The sequence below is a fragment of the Paenibacillus sp. FSL L8-0470 genome, from assembly GCF_038008625.1.
GTDB lineage: Bacteria > Bacillota > Bacilli > Paenibacillales > Paenibacillaceae > Paenibacillus_AQ.
The window spans coordinates 5,066,508-5,089,202 of the sequence record NZ_JBBOZM010000001.1 but is presented as its reverse complement, the minus strand read 5'-3'; the positions used below and the strand labels follow the sequence as shown (position 1 = coordinate 5,089,202).

Annotated in this window: 24 protein-coding genes and 1 pseudogene; 19 read left to right on the top strand and 6 right to left on the bottom strand. The window is 52.4% G+C overall.

The features are described from left to right. Positions 1-67 precede the first annotated feature (67 nt). Positions 68-241: a hypothetical protein gene (locus tag NST99_RS23310; protein ID WP_341094740.1), complete on the top strand. Its 174-nt coding sequence runs from the start codon at positions 68-70 to the stop codon at positions 239-241. 49 nt (positions 242-290) lie between these two features. Here NST99_RS23310 and NST99_RS23305 read toward each other — a convergent pair whose 3' ends face one another. Further along, positions 291-860 carry a thymidine kinase gene (locus tag NST99_RS23305; protein WP_074085406.1) on the bottom strand — a complete coding sequence of 190 codons (570 nt, stop codon included), beginning with the start codon at positions 858-860 and terminating at the stop codon, positions 291-293. Positions 861-1,080: 220 nt separating this feature from the next. Here NST99_RS23305 and NST99_RS23300 point away from each other — a divergent pair, with 220 nt between their 5' ends. Genes NST99_RS23300 through NST99_RS23290 form a run of 3 tightly spaced genes read left to right on the top strand, consistent with a single transcriptional unit; the run spans position 1,081 to position 4,924 of the window. After that, entirely contained in the window at positions 1,081-1,290 is a 210-nt protein-coding gene (locus NST99_RS23300) for a hypothetical protein (protein WP_341094735.1), read from the top strand. An 18-nt stretch (positions 1,291-1,308) separates the two neighbouring features. Further along, positions 1,309-3,096 (top strand): ABC transporter ATP-binding protein, encoded by a 1,788-nt coding sequence (locus tag NST99_RS23295; RefSeq protein WP_341094733.1) that lies wholly within the window; start codon positions 1,309-1,311, stop codon positions 3,094-3,096. Next, a complete protein-coding gene (locus NST99_RS23290) occupies positions 3,077-4,924 on the top strand; it encodes an ABC transporter ATP-binding protein (protein ID WP_341094731.1) in 1,848 nt (615 codons plus the stop codon). The genes NST99_RS23295 and NST99_RS23290 overlap by 20 nt, the downstream gene beginning before the upstream one ends. A 112-nt stretch (positions 4,925-5,036) precedes the next feature. Here the strand turns inward: NST99_RS23290 and NST99_RS23285 are convergent, their stop codons facing one another. The 3 genes and pseudogenes from NST99_RS23285 to NST99_RS23275 form a co-directional block, all read right to left on the bottom strand. Continuing rightward, positions 5,037-5,765, bottom strand: a complete 729-nt coding sequence (locus NST99_RS23285; RefSeq protein WP_341094728.1) for a hypothetical protein — start codon at positions 5,763-5,765, stop codon at positions 5,037-5,039. 2 nt (positions 5,766-5,767) lie between these two features. Then, positions 5,768-6,445 (bottom strand): annotated as a pseudogene (locus tag NST99_RS23280) (ATP-binding cassette domain-containing protein); the annotation flags it as partial. A gap of 128 nt (positions 6,446-6,573) precedes the next feature. Further along, a complete protein-coding gene (locus tag NST99_RS23275) occupies positions 6,574-6,879 on the bottom strand; it encodes a DUF2627 domain-containing protein (RefSeq protein ID WP_076108915.1) in 306 nt (101 codons plus the stop codon). 167 nt (positions 6,880-7,046) lie between these two features. Between NST99_RS23275 and lpdA the strand changes: the two genes are divergently transcribed. The 5 genes from lpdA to lipB all read left to right on the top strand — a co-directional run bounded on the left by lpdA (position 7,047) and on the right by lipB (position 13,107). Next, positions 7,047-8,468 (top strand): dihydrolipoyl dehydrogenase, encoded by a 1,422-nt coding sequence (gene lpdA, locus NST99_RS23270; protein WP_341094726.1) that lies wholly within the window; start codon positions 7,047-7,049, stop codon positions 8,466-8,468. Between the two features lie 252 nt (positions 8,469-8,720). Beyond that, entirely contained in the window at positions 8,721-9,752 is a 1,032-nt protein-coding gene (locus NST99_RS23265; RefSeq protein WP_341094724.1) for a thiamine pyrophosphate-dependent dehydrogenase E1 component subunit alpha, read from the top strand. Between the two features lie 3 nt (positions 9,753-9,755). After that, complete coding sequence (locus tag NST99_RS23260) at positions 9,756-10,742, top strand: alpha-ketoacid dehydrogenase subunit beta (RefSeq protein ID WP_038594755.1); 987 nt, start codon at positions 9,756-9,758, stop codon at positions 10,740-10,742. A gap of 158 nt (positions 10,743-10,900) precedes the next feature. After that, positions 10,901-12,313 carry a dihydrolipoamide acetyltransferase family protein gene (locus tag NST99_RS23255; protein WP_341094722.1) on the top strand — a complete coding sequence of 471 codons (1,413 nt, stop codon included), beginning with the start codon at positions 10,901-10,903 and terminating at the stop codon, positions 12,311-12,313. A gap of 53 nt (positions 12,314-12,366) precedes the next feature. Further along, positions 12,367-13,107: a lipoyl(octanoyl) transferase LipB gene (gene lipB / locus NST99_RS23250; protein WP_341094720.1), complete on the top strand. Its 741-nt coding sequence runs from the start codon at positions 12,367-12,369 to the stop codon at positions 13,105-13,107. A gap of 46 nt (positions 13,108-13,153) precedes the next feature. Here lipB and prli42 read toward each other — a convergent pair whose 3' ends face one another. Then, on the bottom strand, positions 13,154-13,255 hold the full coding sequence (prli42, locus tag NST99_RS23245; protein ID WP_144024217.1) for a stressosome-associated protein Prli42: 102 nt from the start codon (positions 13,253-13,255) through the stop codon (positions 13,154-13,156). A 95-nt stretch (positions 13,256-13,350) separates the two neighbouring features. Between prli42 and NST99_RS23240 the strand changes: the two genes are divergently transcribed. Further along, a complete protein-coding gene (locus NST99_RS23240; RefSeq protein ID WP_341094719.1) occupies positions 13,351-14,478 on the top strand; it encodes a M20/M25/M40 family metallo-hydrolase in 1,128 nt (375 codons plus the stop codon). Between the two features lie 326 nt (positions 14,479-14,804). Here NST99_RS23240 and NST99_RS23235 read toward each other — a convergent pair whose 3' ends face one another. Next, the gene (locus tag NST99_RS23235) at positions 14,805-14,978 is read right to left on the bottom strand and encodes a hypothetical protein (protein WP_341094717.1); all 174 of its coding nucleotides are present in this window, start codon (positions 14,976-14,978) and stop codon (positions 14,805-14,807) included. A 76-nt stretch (positions 14,979-15,054) separates the two neighbouring features. Between NST99_RS23235 and NST99_RS23230 the strand changes: the two genes are divergently transcribed. From NST99_RS23230 to NST99_RS23190, 9 genes are all read left to right on the top strand, one after another. Further along, positions 15,055-15,627: an NUDIX hydrolase gene (locus NST99_RS23230; protein ID WP_341094715.1), complete on the top strand. Its 573-nt coding sequence runs from the start codon at positions 15,055-15,057 to the stop codon at positions 15,625-15,627. Beyond that, positions 15,618-16,823 (top strand): endonuclease Q family protein, encoded by a 1,206-nt coding sequence (locus NST99_RS23225; RefSeq protein ID WP_341094713.1) that lies wholly within the window; start codon positions 15,618-15,620, stop codon positions 16,821-16,823. The genes NST99_RS23230 and NST99_RS23225 overlap by 10 nt, the downstream gene beginning before the upstream one ends. Positions 16,824-16,921: 98 nt before the next feature. Then, entirely contained in the window at positions 16,922-17,554 is a 633-nt protein-coding gene (gene spoIIM, locus NST99_RS23220) for a stage II sporulation protein M (RefSeq protein ID WP_341094712.1), read from the top strand. Between the two features lie 144 nt (positions 17,555-17,698). Further along, on the top strand, positions 17,699-18,163 hold the full coding sequence (locus tag NST99_RS23215) for a hypothetical protein (RefSeq protein WP_341094710.1): 465 nt from the start codon (positions 17,699-17,701) through the stop codon (positions 18,161-18,163). A gap of 152 nt (positions 18,164-18,315) precedes the next feature. Then, positions 18,316-18,783 (top strand): ferric iron uptake transcriptional regulator, encoded by a 468-nt coding sequence (gene fur, locus NST99_RS23210; protein ID WP_038594739.1) that lies wholly within the window; start codon positions 18,316-18,318, stop codon positions 18,781-18,783. A gap of 264 nt (positions 18,784-19,047) precedes the next feature. Beyond that, positions 19,048-19,281 (top strand): DUF4227 family protein, encoded by a 234-nt coding sequence (locus NST99_RS23205; protein WP_038594738.1) that lies wholly within the window; start codon positions 19,048-19,050, stop codon positions 19,279-19,281. Positions 19,282-19,439: 158 nt separating this feature from the next. Further along, positions 19,440-20,333, top strand: a complete 894-nt coding sequence (gene xerD / locus NST99_RS23200) for a site-specific tyrosine recombinase XerD (RefSeq protein ID WP_341094709.1) — start codon at positions 19,440-19,442, stop codon at positions 20,331-20,333. Between the two features lie 285 nt (positions 20,334-20,618). After that, positions 20,619-21,797, top strand: coding sequence for a phosphopentomutase (gene deoB / locus NST99_RS23195; RefSeq protein WP_341094707.1), 1,179 nt, complete (start codon positions 20,619-20,621; stop codon positions 21,795-21,797). 47 nt (positions 21,798-21,844) lie between these two features. Beyond that, a complete protein-coding gene (locus tag NST99_RS23190) occupies positions 21,845-22,669 on the top strand; it encodes a purine-nucleoside phosphorylase (RefSeq protein WP_076108927.1) in 825 nt (274 codons plus the stop codon). The last annotated feature ends 26 nt before the right edge of the window (positions 22,670-22,695 follow it).

The window sequence follows — 22,695 nt, the reverse complement described above, 5'->3', positions numbered from 1 at the left end:
ACATTTCTTTGTTCCGCGGGAGAGGACACTGCTCTTCAATACATTTGATCAGGCCCAGTATTTCAAGGTGAAGAGCCGTCTTGCCGCAGCGGGTATCCGTCACCGTTCCAAGATTAATGGAGGCATGCGGGCTGCAACCAACCGTGCAAATTATGGTGGGAACCTGCCAGTGCAGCATGAACTGTTTGTGAGCAGGGAAGACGAACATAGGGCGTTGAAGGAGATATCGTCATCGGACTAACTAAAAAAGCATTCCGGCTCTTTGTAAAGAGGCTGGAATGCTTTTATATTTACAAGGGCGGATTCTTGTGGCATTTGCGGCAGACCGGATAATAAGCTTCGTTGCCGCCGATCTGGATTTGCTTGCCGCTGTAAACGGGTTTGCCGTTCTCTACGCGCAGCGCCATTGTGGCTTTCCGTTCACAGAACCAGCAGATCGTCTTCATCTCTTCAATTTTATCCGCGTAGATCAGCATATATTTACTGCCTTCGAATAAGTTGTTCTGAAAATCATTTTTTAGTCCAAAAGCCATTACCGGTATGTTCAGCTCATCCACAATACGCACAAGCTGGAGAATGCAGTCCTTGGTCAGAAACTGGCATTCGTCGATCAGCACGCAGTGAGGCTTCGGCAGATTGCTGCTGACTATGCTGTATATATCTGTGTTCTCGTCGATAGCTATGGCCTGCTTGCGCAGTCCGATGCGGGAGGAAATATACCCGACCTCGTCCCGATCGTCCAGGGATGGAGTGAAGATGAGCACCGACTTGCCCTGCTCCTCGTAATTATGGGCTACCTTGAGAATCTCAATGGATTTGCCGCTGTTCATTGCTCCATACTTGAAAAACAACTGTGCCACGTCCATCTATCCTTTCGTTCTTCAACCTGTGTAATAGTATACCGAAAAATGCGACTTTATTAGAGTATCATACTCGTGGCTGAACTTGCCAGTGAAATCATTGCCATCGTGTTTTTAAATTCAGCAACCGCTTTAAAGTGTGCTTCCCTGGTGATATGTTATAATATACGCAATTATGGACTTCCACAGGAGAAGCCTTGACAGAAAGGAAGTTTGGCAGTTGACGGAGAAAATGGAGCATTATAAGGAGAAAATGGCAGCACTTCAGGAGAGTGGGGAACTGTCCCCGGAAACGCAAAGTTTATTGACGGAAATGCTTGATGAATTAGCAGAAATGAACCGGAGCAACAAGGCGCTGCGGCGGGTGATACTCAAGACGGGGCAGGGTTCGGCAATGTCCACCCGCCTGCGGGATGCGCTCTACGAATAATCAAATGGGGTAACGTCGATGAACTTAATTTTTTCTTATCTCAAAAGATACCGGGTGGCGGCAATCGCCGCCCTGGTAATGATGCTTATCGAGCTTTCGGTGGAACTGTCGCAGCCTTTGCTGATCTCCAAAATTATCGATAATGGGATCAGGGAGAAGGATAATTCAGTAGTCTGGCTGTGGGGCGGTGTACTTGCAGTAAGCGCGGTTATAGCGTTTGCGGCGGGTGTGCTCAGCTCTTTTTTTGCGTCTCATGCCAGTCAGGGGTTTGCCTTTGATCTCAGGGATAAGCTGTACGGGAAGGTGCAGTCCTTCACCTATGAAGTGTTCAGCCGTTTTCCGACCTCGTCACTGATTACACGCCTTACGGGAGATGTGACCCAGCTGCAGGATACAATATTTATGGGGCTGCGGTTTATGACCCGGGTGCCGCTAGTTGTCTTGGGTAGTGTGATTATGGCTTTGGTCGTGCATGTGAAGCTGGGGCTGCTGCTGACGGTGACATTGCCGGTGCTGATTCTGTTCCTGGCGTGGGTGATACGCAGGTCATCAGGTTTGTTTCGCAGCGTCCAGGTCCGGCTTGATGGAGTAAACGGCGTTATTCAGGAGAATCTGACCGGCATCCGCTTAATTCGTGTGTTTGTACGTATGGGCCATGAGATTGGCCGGTTTGCTTCATTCAGCGGAGAGCTGATGAAGTCAACTGTAGCTGCACTGCGATTGACGGAAACAACAGCTCCGCTGATTATGCTGATCGTCAACGCGGGGATTATGGCGGTTTTATGGTTTGGAAGGATTGAGATTTCTGCAGGGGAAGCAACCCTGGGACAGACCGTGGCGGTCATTAACTACTCTTTGCGGACGATAGGTGCTATGTCAGCCTTGTCTTCGATCATGGCGACGTTCTCGCGTGCAATAGCTTCTTCGCAGCGGGTGGCGGAAGTGATGTCGGCAGATGCAGTTCAGGACGTAACGGCGGAGCAAGGCATACAGGCCTATGAGCGTAAGCGTGGCGTTTCTGGACGCAGTGACTATACCGGATCTTTTGCTATACAGGGTGAGGTTGAATTTGAAAATGTCAGCTTCAGTTATCCGGGGAGCGAGATCGCAGTGCTGGAAGAGATCTCCTTCAAGGTGAAATCTGGAGAACGGGTGGCGATTATGGGGGCAACGGGCTCCGGGAAGTCCTCGTTGGTCGGACTGATTCCCCGGTTATATGAGCAGAACCATGGGGTGATCGCAATTGACGGTGTGGACAGCTCGGAGCTGGACATTGCCAAGCTGAGGGGAGCGATTGGTTATGTGCCACAAGAGGTACTGCTTTTCACCGGCTCGGTACGTGACAATATTGCCTGGGGGAATGAGCACGCAACCCGGGAAGAGATCGAGCGGGCAGCAGCTGCGGCGCAAATCCACGAAACGGTGACAGGTCTTCCTCAAGGCTATGACACCATGCTGGGGCAGCGGGGGGTCAATCTGTCCGGCGGGCAAAAGCAGCGGCTGACTATCGCCCGGGCGCTTGTGCGAAAGCCGGCGATACTCATTCTGGATGACAGCACCAGTGCGCTAGATGCAGTAACGGAAAGTCTTTTGCTGGAGGAACTGAAGCATATGTCCTGCACAACCTTTCTTATTACCCAGAAGATCAGCTCCACGGTATCGGCAGACCTGATCCTGCTGCTGGATGAAGGCCGTTTAATCGCCAAAGGTACCCATGGAGAGCTTATGACCGGCTCTTCGCTCTACCGGAGAATATATGAATCCCAGGGTAAGGAGGCGGTGCATCATGTTCAAAGCATTAATTGAACCTTTCAAGCATCCGAAGCTGGATCTGGGGCTTGGAGAGGGTAGAAGCTTCGGGGCGGCCTCGAGCCGCAAGCCCCAAGCGAAAGCGAAAAATTGGCCGGCTACGCTGAAACGGATCTGGAGTTATCTTGCCGAGCGCAAAGCCAAGCTGTTCCTCGTGCTTTTGATGGTGCTGTTCAGCTCCGGTCTGGCGCTGCTTGGACCTTATCTGATCAGCCGGGCGGTCGATCATTACCTAGAGGGATCGGGGGGCAGAACCTGGGGGACCTTCCTCATTACCCTTGCACTTGTATATGTGCTCAATTCATTAACTTCCTGGCTGCAAAATATTTGGATGATCGAAATTGCCCAGGAGACAATCTACCGGATACGCACCGATTTGTTTGCCCATCTGCACCGTCTGCCGATTTCCTTCTTCAACCGCAGACAGCAGGGGGAAATTATGAGCCGCCTGACCAATGACATCGAGAATATCAGCTCCACGCTAAACAGCTCGGCGATCCAGATTTTCTCCAGTGTTCTTACGCTGCTGGGTACCGTAGGTGTCATGCTATGGCTCAGTCCGCTGCTAACGCTGCTGACGTTCATTGTAGTGCCGCTGATGACGCTGGGGATGCGCTGGATAACGCGGCGTACCGGTCCGCTGTTCAAGGAGCGGCAGCGCAGCATGGGCGAGCTCAACGGCTATATAGAAGAAACATTGTCAGGACAACGGATTATCAAGGCGTTCTCGCAGGAGGAGCGGGTCATTTCCGGTTTCCGTGAACGCAATACGCGGATTATGCTGTCCGGGTATTGGGCGCAGTCCATTTCCGGCTTCATTCCCAAGCTGATGAATGGCCTGAACAATCTGAGCTTTGCCATTGTTGCCGGTGTGGGCGGCCTGCTGGCGGTCCGCGGCCTGGTCACTGTCGGTGTAATCATCGCCTTTGTGGAGTATACACGTCAATTTACGCGGCCGCTTAATGATCTGGCGAACCAGTGGAACACACTGCTGTCGGCGATTGCCGGGGCGGAGCGGGTGTTTGAGGTTATGGACGAAGAGACTGAAGCCAAGGATGAAGGCGCGGCGGTATCGCTGGAACAGGTAGAGGGGGCGGTAACGTTCAAGGACGTCTCTTTCTCTTATGACGGCGGCGCCGATATATTGCAGAATATCAGCTTTGAGGCGAAGCCGGGCGAGATGATCGCCCTCGTCGGACCTACAGGGGCCGGCAAGACAACACTGATAGGCCTCTTGTCGCGGTTCTATGATCCGGGCAAAGGAAGCATTACGCTGGACGGCATGGAGCTTTCGTCCATCCGCAGGGAAAGTCTGCGCAGCCAGATGGCTTTTGTGCTGCAGGATTCCTTCTTGTTCAAAGGCACAATCCGCGACAATATCCGCTACGGCAGGCTGGACGCTACGGACGAGGAAGTGGAGCAGGCGGCGAAGCTGGCGAATGCCCATTCCTTCATCATGCGGATGCGCGGCGGCTATGAGCGGATGCTCTCCGTGGACGGCAGCGGGATCAGCCAGGGGCAGAAGCAGCTGCTGGCGATCGCAAGAGCGATTCTCGCCAATCCTTCCATGCTGGTGCTGGATGAAGCGACCAGCAGCATTGATACGGTGACTGAAATCAAGATTCAGGAAGGGCTGCAGGCGCTGATGAAAGGCCGGACCAGCTTCGTGATCGCCCACAGACTGGGCACCATCCGTGCGGCGGACCGTATCCTGGTATTGCAGGGCGGACGTTTGCTGCAGCAGGGCACACATGACGAACTGCTGCAGCAAGGCGGACTGTACAGCGAACTGGTTCGGGGTACTAAGGATGAGGCAGCGATATAAGGGCACAGTCCAGAATTAGAACGGCTAACGGGAAGCAGCAGGATACGTCATCCAGACAAGCAGTGGGACTGGGGCGGGTTTGCTGCTTTTTGGACTTTTCCGAAAAATGGAGCTACTGTTTGTAGGATAATATAATGCTTTCATTGCTCAGCTTCCCGTTTAGAGAGGAGCGCACAGCGGTGCAGAGTGCAGCGAGGAGAAGCAGCATGCAGCCGGTAATCCAGAGGATGGCGTTACCATCCGGTGTAATCCCGAGCTTGCGGAGGAATGTGCCAGGCAGTGAGGCGGCAAACACAAACAGAACGGCACTGACCGAAAGGAAAGTCCTCACCCGCTCGGGGGACTTGGAGAGCATGGAGAACAGCGTCAATGTTCCGGTGGCCGCATAGGTAAACAAGAGATAAGCCGCAGCAAACATCACAAAAGCAACATTCTGGAACAGATGGAGCAGCAAGGCTTCCCGGGAAACCAGGGCATAGGCAAACACGAGAGCATTAAAAAGCAGGATAGGAGCAATGCTTAGCACAAAGGCGGAGCGGCTGTATAAAGAAGTTAGCTGGCGGATATCGACCTTATTGGCAAGGTAATATTCGCAGCGCCCCGAGGTTTTTTCGGAAATAACTATTAGACTGAGGGCAATCATATTAAGAAAGAGATAGATCGAGAGGTTCAGGACAAGGTAAATATATACCGGAATAAAGGCCATTGGGCCGGTGTTGGTTCTCAGAATTTGCAGCAGGGAGTTAAACGGCAAGATTATCATGATTAGGAGCATGGCAACATAGGAGGGGGTTCTCAGGACATCTTTAATATTCAATTTGTTCACCGGATGCAGCCTCATTATCTAGCCTCCTTAAGTATAGTGAAGAACCGTTGCTCCAAATCACCGCAGAATTCTTGATTATGAATGGTTTCTACAATGGAACCGCCGATCAGAATGGTGATCCAATCGCTGATTTTTTGAACCTCCGCCAAATCGTGAGAGGTAAGGATAAGTGTTTTGCCTTCATCCTTCAAACCGCGCAGAACACTGCGCATGACCAGTCTTGATTCGGGATCGACACCGGAGGTGGGCTCGTCCAGCAGCAGGATGGGGGAATCCTTCAGCAGCGTAATCAGCAGCGACAGCTTTCGTTTCATGCCTTTGGAGTAGGTAGCCACTTTATTATCAAGTGCGGTTTCGAGCTGCAGAAGAGCAGCGTATCGTTCGATCATCGTAGAAGCTAATGCGGGACTTACGTCCAAATAGATGCAGAAATCACGGATGTTTTCACGCCCGGTTTTGGTCTCAAATAAGTAATCGTTCCTTCATCCAGAGTCAAGAGACCCGTGATGAGACGCAGCAGCGTTGTTTTGCCCGCTCCGTTCGGGCCGATGATGGCGAAAATGCTATTTTGAGGCACAGCGAAAGAAACGTTGCGGATGATCTTGGTCTGATTTAATGTTTTGCCTGCGCCGGATACGATAATCGCATTGCTGTCCAGTACTGGGGCCTGTTGTTGATGCAGCAAGACATACCACTCCCTGATTGAAATAAGTTACAGGGAAAATATACCTTATTTCCTAAAGGATTCATAGAATCAAAAAAGAAAAAGGCATCTCCGAATGACTTCGGAAATGCCTGGACAAGTGATTTAAGTTAATTACAGTTAAGGATTACTTTTCGCAGCAGGCGGCTGCTGGATTTTTTGCTTCTCTCTGAACCGGGGGCCGACATAGTTCTTTTTACGGTCACGCGTCAGAATCCAGCCTCCGAGAAAGCTCATCCCGGCCAAGAAGAGCAACAGCCCCCCGCCAAAATGCAGCCAGGCAAAATCCGGTGTCACGGCATCGTCACCATGCATGGAAATATAGTTGAAAATATCATCTTTCATCATAAGGAAGCCCGTCATGGCCAGCAGGCCGGGAATAACCAGAATAAGGATGGCAATGAAGCGTGAAATCAGCAGTTTCATGAGGGTTCCATCTCCTTCGCAGCCCTTTGGATTCCCCCATATGATAACGCTTCACCAGGAAAAAGTCCATGAATACATGACGATTATAAGTTTGTAATGGGCATAAAAGAGAGTACAATGTAATAGGTTATGCAGAACTTATGAGTAATGACTGGAGGATACATATCATGACAATATCCTGTGACGTGGCAATACTGGGCGGTGGAACCGGAGGTTATGTGGCGGCGATCCGCGCGGCCCAGCTGGGAAAGTCGGTTGTCGTCATCGAAATGGACAAACTGGGCGGCACCTGCCTGCACCGCGGCTGTATTCCAAGCAAGTCGCTGCTGCGCAGCGCAGAAGTGTATGCTGAGATAAATGAGAGCGAAAGTTATGGCATCGAAACAACAGGCGTGCAGCTGGTATTCCCGAAGGTGCAGCGCCGCAAGGAAGCTGTGGTGGAACAGCTTCATGAGGGTGTGCAATATTTGATGCGCAAGAATAAAATCCAGGTCCTCAAAGGGAAAGGCCGGGTCATCGGGCCTTCGATTTTCTCTCCGCGCAGCGGTGCTGTGGCGGTGGAACTGGAGAATGGCGAGATGGAGACTGTAGTCTCATCCAATCTTATTGTCGCTACAGGCTCACGCCCCCGCGTGCTGCCGGGACTTAAACCGGATGGCAAGGTTATTCTGAGCAGTGAAGAAGCGCTGACGCTTGAAGAACTGCCGTCTTCGATCATTATTGTGGGCGGCGGAGTAATCGGAGTGGAGTGGGCTTCAATGCTCGTTGATTTCGGTGTACAGGTGACTGTGGTCGAGGCCGCAGGCCAGCTGCTGCCGCTGGAGGACGAGGAAATTGCCCGGGAGCTGCTGCGTCTGCTCAAAAAACGCGGGGTCAAAGTTCTGACGGGGACAACCGTGGATGCTGAGACTTGTGTGGTAACGGAGGACGGCGTAACGATTGAAGCCCGCAAGGGAGAACAGAGTCAGAGCTTGTCCGCAGAGAAGCTGCTGGTATCTGTCGGCAGAGTAGCCAATATCGAAAATATTGGATTGGAAAATACCGATATCCGCTTCGATAAAGGTGTGATCGAGGTTAACACCAACATGCAGACGAATGAGCCGCATATCTACGGTATCGGCGATTGCATCGGCGGTCTGCAGCTGGCCCATGCTGCCAGCCATGAAGGTATTCGCGCGGTGAACCACCTGGCAGGTGAGAAGCTCCATCCCTATCATATCCATCAGGTACCCCGCTGTGTCTACACACGGCCGGAAGTGGCCAGTGTCGGATATACGGAGAAAGAGGCCAAGAATCTTGGCCATGATGTCGTGACCGGGAAATTTCCGTTCTCGGCTATCGGCAAAGCTATCGTCTACGGGATGAAGGACGGTTTTGTCAAAGTCGTTGCCGACCGAAGCAGCGGGGATATTCTCGGTGTTCAAATGATCGGACCGCATGTGACCGATCTCATCGGCGAAGCGGCGCTGGCGCAGCTGCTGGACGCCACCCCTTGGGAGATCGGCGAAGCCATCCACGCCCATCCGACGCTTTCTGAGATTATTGGAGAAGCCATGCTGGCGGTAGATGGCAAATCAATCGGTTTTTAGTATACGAGAAAGGTCCCCAAAGAGAATGCCGGATAGAGCTGGTGAAGCGTTATACGCCGAAATAGCTCTATTCCGGCTTTTCCTCTCTTTTCTTTTTGTACAGAAAGGGATTATAATGAACTCAAGCCATGTATTAGTACCAGGTTATAAGATCAGGCACAGGTTGTTATAATTTTAAACATCTAATGCAAGTTTGTACGAAACCAATTTAGTGGGATTAGGCTCACAAAACTTTTAGGAGGTACCTCTCATATGGAATCTCAAGGTACTGTAGGAGCAGTCAACAGACATCAGGAGCTTGGACTCAGCGACGGCCAGGTCATAGATATGTACAAATATATGCAGATGGGACGGAAGTACGATGAGCGCAGTCTGCTGCTGCAGCGCGCCGGGAAGATTAACTTCCATGTTTCCGGCATCGGCCAGGAGGCGGCGCAAGTGGCGGCGGCCTTTGCACTGGACCGGCAGAATGATTATTTCCTTCCGTATTACCGCGATTATGCCTTTGTGCTTACCGTGGGCATGACCATGCGCGAGCTGATGCTCTCCGTGTTCGCCAAGGCAGAGGATCCCAACAGCGGTGGACGGCAGATGCCGGGCCACTTTGGAAGCAAACGTCTGCGCATCGTAACCGGCTCAAGTCCGGTGACTACACAAGTTCCGCATGCGGTAGGTTTCGCGCTTGCGGCCAAGATGCAGAAGAAAAAGTTTGTTTCTTTTGTTACGTTCGGAGAGGGCTCCAGCAACCAGGGTGACTTTCATGAAGCGTGCAATTTCGCCGGTGTGAACAAGCTGCCGGTCATTATTTTTTGCCAGAACAACCAGTACGCCATCTCCATCCCTGCCCATAAGCAGCTCGCCGGCAAAGTCAGTGACCGTGCGCTAGGCTACGGCTTCCCGGGCATCCAGGTAGACGGCAATGATCCGCTTGAAGTGTACCGTGTTGTTAAGGAAGCGCGGGAGAGAGCTCTTAGAGGAGAAGGACCAACGCTAATCGAAGCGATGATGTACCGCCTGTCACCGCATTCCACCTCGGACAACGATCTGGCTTACCGGACCAAAGAAGAGGTTGACGAGAACTGGAAAAAGGACGGCGTCGCCGCCTTCCGCAACTATCTGATAGAGCTGGGCCTGTGGAGTGACGAACAGGAACGCGATCTGGCTGCGCAGTACAATCTTGAACTGAAAGAGGCTATTGAATATGCTGACAATGCACCGTTCCCGAAACCGGAAGATACGCTGCTGCATGTATACAGTGAATCAGACCTCAAAGGAGGAGCATAATTCATGGCAATGATGGAATATATCGATGCGATCCGGCTGGCGATGAAGGAAGAAATGGAACGCGATGAATCCGTGTTCGTGCTGGGTGAGGATGTTGGCGTTAAGGGTGGTGTGTTCACCACTACCAAAGGGCTGCAGGAGCAGTTCGGGGAAGAACGCGTGATGGATACCCCGCTGGCAGAGTCGGCGATTGCCGGAGTGGCCATTGGAGCGGCAATGTACGGCATGAAGCCCATTGCCGAAATGCAATATTCAGATTTCATGCTCCCGGCAACCAATCAGATTATTAGCGAAGCGGCCAAAATCCGTTACCGCTCCAATAACGACTGGAACTGCCCGGTTGTTATCCGCGCGCCTATCGGCGGCGGTATATTTGGCGGGCTGTATCATTCCCAGTGCCCCGAATCAATTTTCTTCGGCACACCGGGACTGAAGATTGTGGCGCCTTATTCAGCGTATGACGCCAAAGGTCTGCTGAAGGCAGCGGTCCGTGACCCGGATCCGGTCATATTCTTCGAGAACAAGAAATGCTACAAGCTGATTAAGGAAGATGTGCCGGAAGACGATTATACCGTGCCGATCGGAGAAGCGAACCTGCTGCGCGCAGGCAGCGATATTACGGTGATCGGGTACAGCCTGCCGCTGCATTTTGCGATGCAGGCGGCGGAGGAGCTGGAGCGCGAGGAAGGCATAACCGCACACATACTGGATCTTCGCACGCTGCAGCCGCTGGACCGTGAAGCCATTATTGCCGCTGCCCGTCAGACCGGCAAGGTGCTGATTGTCCATGAGGACAACAAGACCGGCGGAATCGGCGGCGAGGTGGCGGCCATTATTGCCGAACATTGCCTGTTCGAGCTCGACGCGCCGATCTTCCGGCTCTGCGGCCCTGATGTGCCCGCGATGCCGATCAGCCCGCCGATGGAGAAATTCTTCATGCTGAGCAAAGATAAAGTGAAAGCGGAGATGCTCCGGCTGGCGCAATACTAAACATTCTGATTCTGCGGGTACATGCTTCCGAAGCGAGTTTTGTACGAAGAGTGCTACAGGAAGTATTGCTTACAAAACTTAAGCGTATGCTTCCGAAGCGAGTTTTGTACGAAGTTGCTGCAAGAAGTATTGCTTACAAAACTTTAAGGAGTGACAATATGTCTGACAATACAAAGCTGATCGACGTGATTCTGCCGCAGCTGGCTGAGTCGCTGGTATCGGCGACGATCGGCAAATGGCTGAAGCAGCCGGGCGATCAAGTGGATCAATATGAGCCCATCTGCGATTTGATTACAGATAAAGTCAATGCAGAGCTGCCTTCCACCGTGGAAGGAACACTGGTGGAGCTGCTCGCGGAAGAGGGCCAGACCGTCAACGTTGGCGAAGTTATCGCCCGTATCGCTGTAGCTGTGGCTGCTCCCGCAGCCCCAACGGTTCCGGCAGCTCCATCCGCCGGAGCTGGCCAGGTTAATTCCGCTCCGCAGGCGCATGCAGCAGCCAAACCGCCGTTACCAGCTGCCGGGGGTCCAGCTGACGCTCCCATGCGCTCCCGCTACTCACCGGCAGTGCAGACACTCGCCGCCGAGCACGGTATTAATCTTGCCGCTGTGCCGGGAACCGGTATGGGCGGCCGTATCACCCGGAAGGATGTGCTGACGTTCCTGGAAAGCGGCGGGGCCGCAGCCGTCCATGCCTCCAATGGAGCAGCTTCGGCAGCCGGACGGCAGGCGCACGAAGCCGCTCAGCAACCTGTGCTGCAGGCTGTTCAGACCGAAGTGCAGGAAACGCGGGAGCACGTTCGCCAGTCCGGACTGCACCTGAGCGAATCTCCGCGTATTCCGACGATTGAGGTGGAAGGCGGCCGGGGCAGCAGTTCAGAATTTTTGATCGACGTCACCCCGATCCGCAACACGATCGCCACAAGAATGCGCCAGAGTGTCTCTGAGATTCCCCATGCGTGGACAATGATTGAAGTGGATGTGACGAATCTCGTCGTGCTGCGGAATAAGCTTAAAGATGAGTTCAAGCGCAAGGAAGGCATCAACCTGACTTACCTCGCTTTTATGATGAAGTCTGTAGTCAGTGCGATTAAGGATTATCCGATTATGAACTCCGTCTGGGCGGTTGATAAAATCATTGTCAAACGCGATATCAATATTACACTTGCTGTTGGCACTGAAGATTCCGTTATGACACCGGTAATTAAGAAGGCCGATCAGAAGAACATCGCCGGACTTGCCCGGGAGATCGACGAATTAGCGCAAAAGACCCGCGACGGCAAGCTGCGCCTGGAAGATATGCAGGGGGGGACCTTTACCGTCAACAACACCGGTTCTTTCGGCTCTATTCTGTCCTACCCGATTATCAACTACCCGCAGGCGGCAATATTGACCTTTGAATCCATTGTGAAGAAGCCTGTGGTCATCAACGATATGATCGCTGTGCGCTCCATGGCCAACATTTGTCTGTCTCTGGATCACCGGATTCTGGATGGCGTCATTTGCGGCCGCTTCCTGCAGCGCGTGAAGGATAACCTGGAAGGCTACACGCCGGATAGCAAGCTGTATTAATATTTTGCAACATTCAGTGACTGGCGACTCTAATTCAAAGGGGACCTGACGTTATGAATAACCCGCAACCTGGTAAGCTGGAAGTTTCATATCACCCCCTGATGGAATATGGTGCGGCCTGGGAGCTGCAGAAGGAACATGTGCAGGCCATTGATGCCGGAACAGGCCTGGAACAGCTGATCCTTTTGCAGCATCCGCCCACTTATACCATCGGTTCTCAGAATCACCCGGAGCATCTTCTCCTCAGCGGTGAACAGCTCAAGGAGCAAGGGATTGCGCTGTTTGAAATCGACCGCGGGGGAGACATTACATATCATGGGCCGGGCCAGCTTGTCGGCTACCCGCTGCTGAAGCTTGGGGAGGACGGAAGGGTCGATCTGCACGGGTATCTCCGCCGGTTGGAGGCTGTCATTATTGATTATTTGGCTTCCTGCGGAATAGAGGGTGACCGCAAGCCCGGGTATACCGGCGTTTGGGTTGGCGACCAGAAGATTTGTGCGATTGGTGTCAAGTTTAACAGAAGCAAATCACGCAGAGGCTTTATTACCAGCCACGGCTTTGCCTTCAACATCTCTGCGGGGATTGGCGGGCGCGGGTTTCAGGGGATTATCCCCTGCGGCATTGCGGAATATGGGGTAACTTCGCTGGAGGAATGCACCGGCCGGCCCATGGATCCTGAGCAGGTATCAGAGGAGCTGATTCCTTATTTCCTGCAGCACTTTCCGTATAAGGTGATCAACCCGGCGAATCCGCATGCTCAGGCCGATTTGACGGTAACCCGGGATGTCAAATAGCGCCCGGGTAGCCCGGACGCTATTATTAACGTTCTACTTTTTGCTGTTAACCGGCCAGGAAAGGCTCGATAACCATCAGCAAGGTAGAGCCGACCATGGCGATCAGCATGACATAAATGAAGATACGGAACCATTTTTGACGTTGCATGAGTGACTCCTTTAGAATTAGTTTAAGTTAAGAGCGTACAGATATTTAAGACAGTACCACTATTGTAACGCAATCGTGAAAGAGAGGGAAGTCCAATGATATCACAAGACCGATTGATTCAGGAATTTATGGAGCTTGTCCGTATTGACAGTGAAACAAGAAACGAACGGCAAATTGCCGATGTGCTAAAAGAAAAATTCAGCGCCTTGGGTCTTACTGCTATCGAGGACGATTCCCAGGAGCGCACCGGACATGGGGCAGGCAATCTGTTCGTTACCTGGCCTGCCGATAATGGAGCTGCGGCTCCCAAGCTGCTGTTCACCTGCCATATGGATACAGTGGTTCCCGGACAGAATATCAAGCCTACTCTTGGAGAAGACGGCTGGATTACGAGCGACGGCAGCACAATTCTCGGGGCGGATGACAAAGCGGGGTTAGCTGCTTTGTTCGAAGCGATCCGTGTCATTCAGGAACAGGGTGTTGCTCACGGTCAGATCCAGTTTGTCATTACAGCCGGTGAAGAATCCGGGCTGCTTGGTGCCCGGGCCATGGACCCCAAACTGCTGGATGCTGACATGGGCTTTGCGCTGGATTCCAACGGCGAGGTTGGAGCGATTGCGGTTGCTGCGCCTTCCCAGGCTAAAGTAACAATGCAGATCTTCGGCAAATCCGCCCATGCCGGCGTGAATCCGGAAGATGGCATCAGCGCCATTCAGGTGGCAAGCAAAGCCATCTCGGCGATGAAACTGGGACGCATCGACAATGAGACTACGGCCAATATCGGCAAGTTCGCAGGCGGCGGACCAACAAATGTGGTTTGCGACCATGTGCAGCTGGATGCCGAAGCACGCAGTATTGTGCAGGAGAAGGTAGACCGGCAGGTGGCTTCCATGCGCGAAGCATTGGAGACCACAGTGCGTGAGCATGGTGCAGAATGTGAATTCCGCAGTGAGATTATTTATCCGGCCTTCAGCTTTAATGAGCATGATCCGGTTGTGATGCTTGCGGACCGCGCCATAACCTCACTCGGTCTGAAGACACGCCTGTTCCCGTCCGGCGGCGGCAGCGACGCCAATGTGTTCAATGGTCTAAAGGTACCAACGGTAAATCTGGCCATCGGTTACGAGCACATCCATACCACTAAGGAACGGATCAAAGCCGAGGACATCGTCAAAGCGGCTGAGCTGGTTGTAGCCATTGTTAAGGAAAGTGTAAAAGCTTAAAATATCATGTGCAGCAGCTGAGGCTGGGTATATGCAGTGAAGGAGCTGTTTCCGGGCGATGCCCGGGAACAGCTCCTTATGTTTTTCCTGAAAAATTGGGAACGTTCCTTCAAGCGCATGGGGACTCTCGGTGGCTTAGAATGTGGACTAGAAGCTGCCGGACTCCATGGACTTTATTTTAAATAATTGCCTGTTTTTTACAAGGGAATGGACTCCAGAGACACTATTGTTCTGTTTTGAAGCCGATTTTCCCCCTTGCCAAGGTAATAACGTCTTTCCGGTCCGGATACATTCTGGGATGGAAAGGGAAAAATTCTGCGAGCGGGTTACCCCGCTTTAGGCGGACTCAGCCGTGATTCGGCTTGCAGCCGCAGGATGTAGGACAGGGGCATATCACGTCCGTACTGCAGGGTCCACCCGGCGATTACTGCTTTAATCTGCTCCGGAGTACCTACCATTGTGACTGCTTTTGAGCTTGTACGGATAAGGATGTCATTCATGCCTACATTCCTTCTTTCCCCTTAAGTTTGCTATAATACACCCTATGCAGAACTGAGCTAAAGGAGACCATAAACTATGAAAAAAGATGAAACTCACCGCAATCCCGCACTGGATGAAGAGACATTGTCTACACAGCCGATTTTTGAAGGCAAAATTATTACCCTGCAGGTGGATACGGTTAAGCTGCCGGATGGCAATACCGCAACCCGCGAGGTCGTAAAGCATCCCGGAGCTGTAGCTGTGCTTGCTCTGAATCAGGGCAAGATGCTTGTAGTGGAGCAATACCGCCAGCCGATGCACCGCACCGAGGTGGAGATCCCCGCAGGAAAGCTGGATAAAGGCGAAGATCCCTTGGCCGCTGCCGGCCGGGAGCTTCAGGAGGAGACGGGCTTCCACAGCGGCGACCTTAAGCTGCTGAAATCCTTTTATACCTCGCCCGGATTCGCGGATGAAATTATTCATTTGTATGTGACAGACAACGCCCAGGCGGGAGATATGGCACTCGATGAGGACGAATTTCTGGAGGTCTCCGAGCTTACACTGGAGGAAGCTTACCAGTACATTGCGGACGGCCGCATCGCCGACGCCAAAACGATGATGGCGGTGTATGCATGGCATCTCTATACGCTGACGGGCCAATGGCACTAGAAGGGGAAAACAAGCTGCACAGCTTCTACTGTGACCTGCATGTTCATATCGGCCGCACTACGGAAGGACAAGCTGTCAAAATCAGTGGCAGCAAGAATCTCACCTTTGCCGGAATCGCCAAGGAGGCCGCAGAGCGCAAGGGGATCGGGCTAATCGGGATTATTGACAGCCACTCCCCCGGCGTGCAACGCGATATCCGCCAGTCGCTGGAATCCGGAGAGATGACAGTGGCAGACGGTGGAGGTATTGCTTACAGGGGCACCACGATCCTGCTGGGGTCAGAGATTGAAATCCGCGAATCTGGCCGGAAGGAATGCCATGTGTTAGCCTTTATGCCGGACCTGGAGACGATGGCGGATTTCAGCAGCTGGATGAGCAAGCATATGCGCAACGTAAATCTCAGTTCCCAGCGGCTGTATGCCCCATCCAGGGAACTGCAGGATGAGATTTACGGACGCGGGGGCATTCTAATTCCGGCGCATATTTTCACACCGCATAAAGGTCTTTACGGCTGTGCCGCAGAGCGTATGGCCGAGCTGTTTGACCTGGAGCGTATCGCAGCAGTTGAGCTTGGCCTTAGCGCGGATTCGGAGATGGCAGGATACATTTCTGAGCTGGACAGCTATACCTTCCTGACCAACTCTGACGCCCACTCCCTCGGCAAAATCGGCCGTGAATACAATGTCATCGAGCTGGCTAGGCCGTCCTTCAGCGAACTGAAGCTGGCACTGGAGCGTAAGGCAGGCCGCAGGGTCAGCGCTAATTTTGGACTGAACCCGCGCCTGGGCAAGTATCACCGCACCTATTGCGCCGGATGCGGCAGCATCATTGATGAAGCGTATGCCACTTCGGAACGTTGTCCTTATTGCGGCAGTCCCAAGCTGGTGCAGGGGGTGTTTGACCGGATTCTGTCCATCGCCGACCGCGGGCAGCCCCTCGTACCGGACCATCGTCCGCCGTATCACTATCAGGTGCCGCTTGAGTTTATTCCGGGACTTGGCCCGGCCAAGATGAACGCGCTGCTGGCGGCTTTTGGCACGGAGATGAATATTCTGCATGGCGCCGGCGAGGCGGAGATTGCTGCAGTAGCGGGAACGGAGCTGGCTGCGCAGATTGTTCTTGCCCGCACGGGGGAACTTGCACTATCGGCAGGAGGCGGAGGGACGTACGGTAAAGTAATGGTGAACAAAAAGTAGAATTGCTGTGCATAACAGCGACCTGTCCAAAGGACAAGTCATAGAGCGGGATGTCTCCTCATATGGTGTAATATGTGACCGGAAAGGAGAACGTCCCGATGCGCAGTTTAAGGCTGATGATGAAGGAACAGACGCCTCTTTATATTTTTGTTGCCGTATTATTTCTCGTTGGTGTCGTTTTCGGGGCTCTGATTGTCAGTGCGTTAACGTTGGACCAGCAGCAGGAGCTGGGAGATTACATGGGGAATTTCTTCGTCACCGTTGATCAGCAGGGCCTGCCGGCTGCGCCCGACTCTTACTGGAGTATCGCCGCGCTCAATCTGAAGTGGGTGGGACTCATTTGGATTCTTGGCTTGTCGGTCATTGGGCTTCCCGGTATTCTGATCCTGGATTTTCTCAAAGGCGTGCTGATCGGCTTTACCGTCGGCTGTCTCGTCAGCCAGTATTCCTGGCACGGCATGCTGTTTGCCCTCGTCTCGGTTGCTCCGCACAATCTTGTGCTGATCCCGGTTCTGCTCGTATGCAGCGCAGCGGCTATTGCCTTCTCGCTGCTGATGATCCGCAGCAGGGTGCTGGGGAAGCGGCGTACGCCGGTGACAAGGCCTTTTGCGATGTACACCTTATTATCGCTCGGAATGGCCGTACTTGTCCTGGGCATTTCCGGTTTTGAGGCCTGGGTGACGCCGGTGATGATGAGATGGGTGACACCCATGCTCGTATCTATAGGGTGAATTAAAGAATGCTGCCGGGTGGGGTTTTCACTGGGCAGCATTTTTTTATTCCTTTGATTGCAAAAAGTTATGAATAGTAGATATTTGCAAATATAGGAATTAAAATGGTGTTGGGTGAGCAGCCGAGGAAGGAGGATACAGCAGGTGAAAAAAATAGGGATTCTGATGATTTTTTTGTTTATGGTGTCTACGAATGTTTTCGCAGAACCCGTTCAACAGAGTTTTTCAGACGGCATTCTTACCAGTGATTCGCAACTATTTGCATTGTCGGACCAAAATAAAGTTATTTGTAGTAAGATCGATAACTCGATATCTGTTTTTAACCTGTCCTCAGGCAAGGTAGCTTGGACCAAACGCTATTCCAAATTATACGATGTAAATGTGGTGAGTTCTCCGGAGAAAATCATTGTGATCGCCAAAGACAAAAACAATAAGCTGCAAAAGATCGTCCTGAGTAAGGCCGGAACGACACTCTCCACTACGGCATTTAACAGCGCTCCAATCACTAAATCAATAACAAGCAATGGGGAGTTGATCAACTGGACTCTTTTCATACGAGAAGAAAACGGAGCTGAAATTCAAGTAATCCACACCACTGCTGTTAACTAGTCCATTGAACCGTTGTCAGAGCTGTATTGCCATCACGGAATACCACTATTGAACACACTCTAAAAGCGTTTGACTTCTCAAAGCGACTCCCCCTATAATGGAAGAAGTGGTTTTATGCCCGGTGCGGTAATTTTCCAAGGGGGAGGGATACTATGGAAGCCCGGATAGACAAGATAAAGCAACAGCTACAATCCCAAGGATATAAGCTTACACCCCAACGGGAAGCAACCTTAAGAGTGCTGCTGGAGAACGAAGACGATCATTTAAGTGCAGAAGATGTGTTTATGCTTGTAAAAGAAAAGGCTCCCGAGATCGGTCTCGCCACTGTATACCGGACCCTGGAACTGCTCAGCGAGCTTCATGTCGTGGAGAAGATTAATTTCGGAGACGGAGTTGCCCGTTATGACCTGCGGACAGATACGGCGAAACATCATCATCATCATTTAATCTGTGTGCAATGCGGCACAATGGATGAAATCCGTGAGGATTGGCTCGGACCGCTGGAAGAGCGGCTGGAGAACGATTATAATTTCACGGTGCTCGATCATAGACTTGATTTTCACGGGATTTGCCACCGCTGCAAGGACAAGAATACTACGGATGGCAATACGCCCGAATAGGCTTATAGATGATAAATTACCGCACAAGCTCTCCCCGGTGTACTGCCGGAGGGGGCTTTTTAAATGATTTCATCAGGCCGACATACATATCACCGCCCGCCGGCGCATAAAGTGAAGGACGAGTTATGCTTCCGAAGCGAGTTCTGTCCGCAGCAATTCCCGGAAGTATAAGCTCACAAAACATAAGTTTATGCTTCCGAAGTGAGTCTTGTACGCAGCAACCCTGGGAAGTATAAGCTCACAAAACTTTTAGGAGGAATCCTAATGATTATTTCTGTGCCTGGAACGGTGCGCCGGCTGTATTTTTTGACCCTGCTTGTTGCATTGAGCTGTTTCTTGTATTACGCCCTGAGCTGGCTAAGCGGATGGATCAGTCCGATAGATCATTATGAAATCCCGGAAGGCACGGCAGTCCGGGCCTTTAAGGATGCCCCTGTCAGTGTGGACAGTCTGAATGCAGGGGAACGTCTGCGGCTATATTACTGGTATGGCGAGTGATTGCCCGGCCCGAAGCAGGAAGAAGCCGGAACACTGTCGAATGAACCTTAGGTGAGTTCATGCATCTGGCTTGCCGCTGTGCAGCCAGATGCTGAACTCCATGCCTAAATGCTGCATAGCCGCGAAGAGCAGCCTGAGCAGACAGGAGCGTGAATGAAATGAAGTCACACTTGCAGCCTTTTATGCAATATTTAACCGTAGAGAAAGGTTTATCTTCCAGCACGCTCGAGTCCTATGGACGAGATGTGTCGCAGTTTCTGGAGTTTGCCGAAGGCCGTGGTGCCGTTACACCGGAGGAGATTAGAAGATCGCATATTATGCAGTATCTCGCTGAGCTCCGCACCGCAGGGCGGGCAACCGCAACAGTGAACCGGAATACGGTGTCGCTGCGGGCGTTTTTTCACTATCTGCTGAAAGAACGGCTGATCATGCAGGACCCAACGCTGGATATGGAAATGATCAAACCGAGCAAAAAACCGCCGATGATCTTAAGTATCGAAGAAATCGAACGGCTGCTGGCGGCCCCTGATGATGCTACCCCCCAGGGGATGCGCGACAAGGCGATGCTAGAGCTGCTGTACGCCACCGGCATCCGGGTTACAGAACTGATTACCCTGAATGTAGAGGACGTGCATACGGACCTGAAGTTTGCCCGCTGCAGCGGGGCTTCCGGGAAGGAACGGGTAGTGCCGATCGGCGCTATTGCAGCGGAGTGCGTGGCGGGGTATACATCCGGGATGCGGGACAAGCTGCTGCGGGGAAATCAGGAGGAGCCTGCCCTGTTTCTGAACAGTCTGGGCGGACGGCTGACCCGTCAGGGCTTCTGGAAAATCATTAAAAAGTATGCGCGTGAAGCTCAGATTGAGCAGGATATCACTCCGCATACCCTTAGACATTCATTCGCTGCTCATTTGCTGGAAGGCGGTGCGGATCTGCGTTCCGTGCAGCAGATGCTTGGTCATGCGGATATTTCCACAACGCAGATCTACAGCGGGATTGCCCGCAAAAATATGAAGGAAGTCTACGAAAGCCACCATCCCCGGGCGAGGTAACTGCTGCTGCGGAATGGGTATAAGACCTGAATCGCGGGTAATCCCCGGGGAAAGGGTAAAAAGATGCTTTTTGTGAGTAAGATCGTTATGATGGAAATATACTGAAAGGATAGACCGGAGCGTGTGAACCCCGGGAGTTACTTTCGGCAGAAACGGGTACCTAAAAAGCGGGGCAATGGGCCGCTGGCTTCGGAAGGGCTGTCCCTTCGGAAGAAGGTAGAGCCGTTTCTTCTTGTTTTGCTGTAACCTAAAGAATATGCATACTACGAAGGAGTGAAGACGGACATGTCCTCATTTAAACGAATTGGATTTATCGTTCTTGATAGTGTTGGTATCGGCGAAGCGCCGGATGCGGAAAGTTTCGGTGATAAAGGGTCCCATACGCTGGGACATATTTTGGAGCGGGTGCCGGGTCTTAAGCTGCCTAATCTGCAAAAGCTGGGTCTCGCCAATATTGCACCGCTGCCGCCGCTGGAGCCTGTAGCAGCACCTGCCGGATATTACGGCAAAATGCAGGAGGTATCGGTAGGCAAGGATACAATGACCGGCCATTGGGAGCTGATGGGACTGAAGATTGAAGTTCCGTTCAACACCTATTTTGACGGATTCCCGGCAGAGCTGATTGAGAAGTTCGAAGCGGCAACCGGACGCAAGGTGATCGGCAATAAGCCGGCTTCCGGTACAGAGATTCTGGTCGAATATGGCGAAGAGCAAATGAAGACCGGGGCCTGGATTGTGTACACTTCCGCCGACAGCGTATTCCAGCTTGCTGCTCATGAAGATATTATCCCGCTGGAAGAGCTGTACAGCGCCTGCAAAATCGCCCGCGAGCTGACGATGGCTCCTGAGTTCTCGGTAGGCCGCGTAATCGCCCGCCCCTATGTCGGCGAACCGGGGAACTTTGTGCGTACTCCCAACCGCCATGACTATGCGGTCAAACCGCCGGAGCCGACGGTAATGAACGCGCTGGAGGATATCGGTAAAGACGTTATCGCTGTGGGCAAGATCAACGATATCTTCACAGGTGAAGGCGTAACAGCCACTTATCCGACAAAAAGCAATGAGCATGGCATCGAGATTACGATCCGGGAGCTGCGCAAGCCGTTTGACGGCTTCCTGTTCACGAATCTGGTAGATTTCGATTCCCTGTATGGCCACCGCCGCGATCCGGAGGGGTACGGACATGCTCTTGAGGTATTCGATCAGGCGCTTCCGGAGCTGCTATCTACACTCGGCGAAGATGACCTGCTCATTCTCTCAGCAGACCACGGCAATGATCCGATCCATAGCGGAACTGATCACACACGCGAGTATGTGCCACTCTTGATTTATAGTCCAAGATTCAAGACTCCGGGCAACCTGGGCATCCGCCAGACGTTCTCAGATGTGGCAGCGACAATTGCTGACAACTTTGGGGCCAAAGCGCCGCAATACGGGACAAGCTTTTTGGCAGAACTGAAATAATACGAAATCCTATGAAGCATCAATACCCCTCAAGGAGGCAATAAACCATGGAAGCAGTTAGCCAAAAGCACATTCAGGAAGCAGCGGTTTATATCAAGGATAAATGTACAGTCGCCCCGGAAATCGGGCTGATTCTCGGCTCAGGTCTGGGCGTTCTGGCAGACCTCATTACGGATGAGGTTGTAATTCCCTACAACGAGATCCCCCATTTTCCTGTATCTACAGTAGAAGGACATGAAGGCGAACTGCTGATCGGAATGATCGAAGGACGACGAGTTGTAATGATGAAGGGCCGTTTCCACATGTATGAAGGCTACGGCCCGGAGACGACGGCTTTTCCGGTGCGCGTAATGAAAGAGCTTGGCGTAACCAGCCTGCTCGTTACTAACGCCGCAGGTGGCGTGAACACGGACTTTACACCCGGCGATCTGATGCTGATTACCGATCATCTGAACCTGACCGGGCGCAATCCGCTGACCGGCCCGAATGACAATGCTCTTGGCGTCCGGTTCCCGGACATGTCGACTGCATACAGCCCCCGCCTGATTGCAGCGGCGAAGGAAGCTGCGGCAGAGCAGGATTTTGAATTCAAGGAAGGCGTATATGCCGGATTGCTCGGCCCTTGCTATGAAACTCCGGCTGAAATTGTCATGCTGCGCCGTCAAGGTGCGGATGCTGTAGGCATGTCCACCGTCTCGGAGACGATTGTGGCCCGCCATGCCGGTATCGAGGTGCTTGGCATTTCCTGCATCACCAACATGGCTGCCGGCATTCTTGACCAGCCGCTGAACCATGCGGAGGTTATGGAGACGGCTGAACGTGTGCGTGAGCGCTTTTTGAAGCTGGTACTGGCCTTTATTCCGAAGATGTAGGCTTTATAGATCAGACTCAATGGCAT